We start from the raw sequence: 4,364 nt of genomic DNA, 5'->3' as shown, positions 1-4,364 counted from the left end.
GCGCCTTTAGACGCGAGCCCGGGGCCCGTGGGTTATACCCTAAGAGCAAACCACCCTTTTTAAGGGTGGTTCTGATTTTCGGTCCCTCGGCATCGGTTGCTCAAACTGCCATATTCTGTGATTTGCGTCGTATCGGGTGCCCTGCCGTTGGGCAATAAAATTGCACCATTCGAGCAATAATTTGCGTTGACCTGCTGAAGAATTGCCTCTGCCTTGTAGCGACATATAGTTCCAGCGGTAAGATGCTTGGGTATCGCAATTTGGTCTGCGGCTGTGTGCCGCACGCATGGGGCGCTTTTGCGCCTGCGAAAGGATCTTTGAATAACATGAAGGCAATCATCCCCGCCGCCGGTCTTGGCACGCGTTTTCTGCCTGGCACTAAGTGCACGCCCAAAGAGATGCTGCCGGTGCTCGACAAGCCCGTCATTCAGTACGTCGTCGAGGAGGCGCTCGACCCCGAGGAAGTCGACGACGCCATCATCGTTACATCTCCCGGTAAACCCGAGCTACTGAACTACTTCCAGCCCGATCGCTCGCTCGAGAACCTGCTGCGCGAGCGCGGCAAGAACGCCTATGCCGATGCCGTCGCCCACGCTGGCGGTATGCCGGTCGACTTCCGTTATCAGTACGAGCCCAAGGGCCTCGGCCATGCTATCCGCTCTGCTGCCGACGCCGTGGCAGGGGAGAACTTCCTGGTTCTTCTGGGCGACTACGTTGTGCCTAACCGCGACATCTGCGACAAGATGCTCGCCGTTTCCAAGGAGCACGGTGGCGCTTCGGTTATCGCCGTCGCTGCTTGCTCGCCCGAGGAAGTCAGCCGCTACGGCGTTATCGCCGGTGAGCGCGTCGGTTCGCTCGAGGGCGCCGAGGACGTTGCCGATGCAGAGCCGGGCGCTGTCTGGCGTATCGGCGGTCTGGTCGAGAAGCCCGCTCCCGAGGCTGCTCCGTCCAACCTGTACATCGTCGGCCGCTATCTGCTGAGCCCGCTGGTCATGGACCTGCTGGCAGATCAGCAGGCCGGCAAGGGCGGCGAGATCCAGCTCACCGACGCCATGGCCCGTTCGCTCGACCGCGAGGCCATGTATGCCGTCGTCATCGACCCGCTGTCGGGCTACGACACCGGCACTCCCTCTGGCTGGATGGCCACCAACGCCCTCATGGCTGCAAGCGACCCTCGCTTTGCAAGCGCCTTTTGGGACGCCATTGACGAGCGCGGCGGCTTGATGCGCAAGTAAGCCTTTCGGGCATCGACATTTACGGGCGCGGACCTCGGTTCGCGCCCGTTTTTTATAAGAGCTGCGATTGCTGGCTCTCTGTTCACAGAAAATATATGAACAGGTGTTCGATATACATACATCTACCTGCGTATTTTCTGTCGAAAAACTTTGCTACTCCAAAAACTCAATCGCGTCAAGGCTTTTCTTGCTCAACGGTCGGCACCTGATAAACTATTAGGTTGCGATAACTGGCGAAGCTATGCCTCGCCAATCCACCGAGCATTTCCGTGAAGGAGGAAAAACCTGGTGACCTACGCATACACTGCCACTGAGCGCAAGCGCGTCAGCTTCGGGAAAATCCCGGAGGCCATGGAGCTCCCCAACCTTATCTCTGTTCAAAGGGAATCCTTTGAACGTTTTAAGGACGAGGGCCTTCGTGAGGCGTTCAAGGAATCCAGCCCCATCCAGAGCCAGAACCATGTTCTCGAGGTTACCTTCGGCGAGCATCAGTTCGGCGACCCCGCGCACACCGTCGAGGAGTGCCGCGAGAAGGATATGACCTATCAGGCTCCGCTTCTGACCGACGTCCGTCTCACCAACAAGGAGACCGGCGAGATCAAGGAGCAGCTCGTCTTCATGGGTGACTTCCCCATGATGACCGATCAGGGCACCTTCATCATCAACGGTACCGAGCGTATCGTCGTCTCCCAGCTCGTCCGCTCCCCGGGCGTGTACTACAGCTCCGAGATGGATTCGGGCAAGCAGATCTACAAGGCCCAGATCATCCCGTCCCGTGGTGCCTGGCTCGAGTTTGAGGTCGACAAGCGCGACCAGCTCATGGTCTCCATCGACCGTAAGCGCAAGCAGAGCGCCACGATGTTCCTGCGCGCCCTTGGCATCGCCGTCACCAACGACGACATCATTGAGCTGCTCGGCAACTCCGATGTGATCAAGCGCACCCTGGAGCGCGATACCGCCCTTACCCGCGAGGACGCCCTCATCGAGATTTACCGTCGTCTGCGCCCGGGCGAGCCTCCCACCGTGGATGCCTCCCGCAGCCTGCTCGAGGGCCTGCTCTTTAACCCGCAGCGCTACGATCTGGCCCGCGTCGGTCGTTACAAGGTCAACAAGAAGCTCAACCTCACCACCGAGGAAGAGGTCACGGTGCTCACCGACGAGGATATCGTCGCTACGCTGCGCTACCTGCTGTCCCTCGCTGCCGGCGAGCAGGGCTTCAAGGTCGATGACATCGATCACTTTGGCAACCGCCGTATCCGCACCGTCGGCGAGCTCGTCGCCAACCAGTTCCGTATCGGCATGAGCCGTATGGAGCGCGTCGTCCGTGAGCGCATGAGCTCCCAGGACATTGACGAGATCACCCCGCAGTCGCTCATCAACATCCGCCCGATCGTGGCCTCCATCAAGGAGTTCTTCGGTTCCTCGCAGCTCTCGCAGTTCATGGACCAGGCGAACCCTCTGACCGGTCTGACCCACAAGCGCCGTCTGTCCGCACTCGGCCCTGGTGGTCTTGCCGGCCACAAGTCCGGCTCCAGCCGCCGCACCAACGTGCCGACGGCCGTCCGCGACGTTCACAACTCGCACTACAGCCGCATGTGCCCGATCGAGACCCCCGAAGGCCCCAACATCGGCCTGATTGGCTCGCTCGCCCTCTACGCCCGCGTCAACGAGTATGGCTTCATCGAGGCCCCGTTCCGTCGCGTCGAGAACGGCGTTGCCACCGACCAGATCGACTGGATGACCGCTGACGAGGAAGAGAAGCACGTCATCGCGCCGGCCAACACGCCGCTCGATCCCAAGACCAACGAGTTCATCACGACCGATGCCGAGGGCAAGATTGTCCGTCCGCACACCGTGATCGCCCGTACCCGCGACTTCGACGGCTCCTTCGGCGCTCCCGCCGACGTGCCCGTCGAGGACGTCGACTACATGGACGTCTCGCCGCGTCAGATGCTCTCCGTCGCAGCCACGCTGATCCCGTTCCTCGAGCACGACGACGCCAAGCGTACGCTGATGGGCGCTAACATGCAGCGTCAGGCCGTGCCGCTGGTTCACCCCGCCGCTCCCTATGTCGGTACCGGCATGGAGCGTCGCGCCGCCCTGGACTCCGGCGAGGTCACCCTGGCTAAGAACGCCGGCGAGGTCATCTTTGCCGACGCCGCCAAGATCATCGTCAAGCATGCCGGCGGCATGGACGAGTATCACCTGGCCAAGTACCAGCGCTCCAACCAGTCCACCTGCATCAACCACCGTCCGCTCGTGCGCGTCGGTGACACCGTTGAGCAGGGCGAGCCCCTGGCTGACGGTCCTTCGACCGATCATGGCGAGCTCGCACTGGGTCAGAACCTCACCGTGGCATACATGCCGTGGGAAGGCTTCAACTACGAGGACGGTATCGTCGTGTCCGAGCGCCTGGTGGCCGAGGACCTGCTGACGACCATCAACATCACCCGTCACGAGATCGACGCCCGCGACACCAAGCTCGGCCCCGAGGAGATCACCCGCGAGATCCCGAACCTCTCCGAGGACATGCTTGCCAACCTCGACGAGGACGGCATCATCCGCATCGGCGCAGAGGTCGGCCCTGGCGACATCCTGGTCGGCAAGGTCACGCCTAAGGGCGAGAGCGCTCTGACCGCCGAGGAGCGCCTGCTGCGCGCCATCTTCGGTGCCAAGGCCCACGACGTCCGCGACACCTCCCTTAAGATGCCTCACGGCGCTTACGGCCGCGTCATCGACGTCGTCCGCTTTAGCCGCGAGAACGGCGACGACCTGGCCCCCGGCGTCAACGAGCAGGTGCGCGTCTACGTCGCCCAGCGTCGTAAGATCCAGCAGGGCGATAAGATCGCCGGCCGCCACGGCAACAAGGGTGTTATTTGTAACGTTCTGCCGGTCGAGGACATGCCCTACATGGCTGACGGTACCCCGATCGACGTTATCCTCAACCCGCTGGGCGTTCCTTCGCGTATGAACGTCGGCCAGCTGCTCGAGTGCCACCTTGGCTGGGCTGCTGCGTGCGGTTGGGATACCGAGCAGGCCGACTCCGACAAGTACGTCCCCGGTCCGTTCTTCACCGCCACGCCCGTCTTCGACGGCGCCAAGGAGGACGAGATCGCCGAGGTCATCCGT

Annotated in this window: 2 protein-coding genes; both read left to right on the top strand. The window is 61.9% G+C overall.

Annotated elements, in window-relative coordinates:
• Nucleotides 1-326: 326 nt before the first annotated feature.
• A complete protein-coding gene (locus AB5405_RS01515) occupies nt 327-1,235 on the top strand; it encodes a UTP--glucose-1-phosphate uridylyltransferase (protein ID WP_117745808.1) in 909 nt (302 codons plus the stop codon).
• 288 nt (nt 1,236-1,523) lie between these two features.
• Nucleotides 1,524-4,364: DNA-directed RNA polymerase subunit beta (rpoB, locus tag AB5405_RS01510; protein ID WP_497463233.1), on the top strand; the 2,841-nt coding region annotated here is incomplete at its 3' end.

The organism is Collinsella aerofaciens, from assembly GCF_040920445.1.
Classification (GTDB): domain Bacteria; phylum Actinomycetota; class Coriobacteriia; order Coriobacteriales; family Coriobacteriaceae; genus Collinsella; species Collinsella aerofaciens_BH.
Note: the sequence above shows the minus strand (reverse complement) of the source record. Positions and strands in the feature narration are given on the sequence as shown.

Bases quoted from the DNA above. Each gene is read 5' to 3' on its own strand.
- AB5405_RS01515 (WP_117745808.1), top strand. From the start codon at position 327: ATGAAGGCAATCATCCCCGCCGCCGGTCTTGGCACGCGTTTTCTGCCT.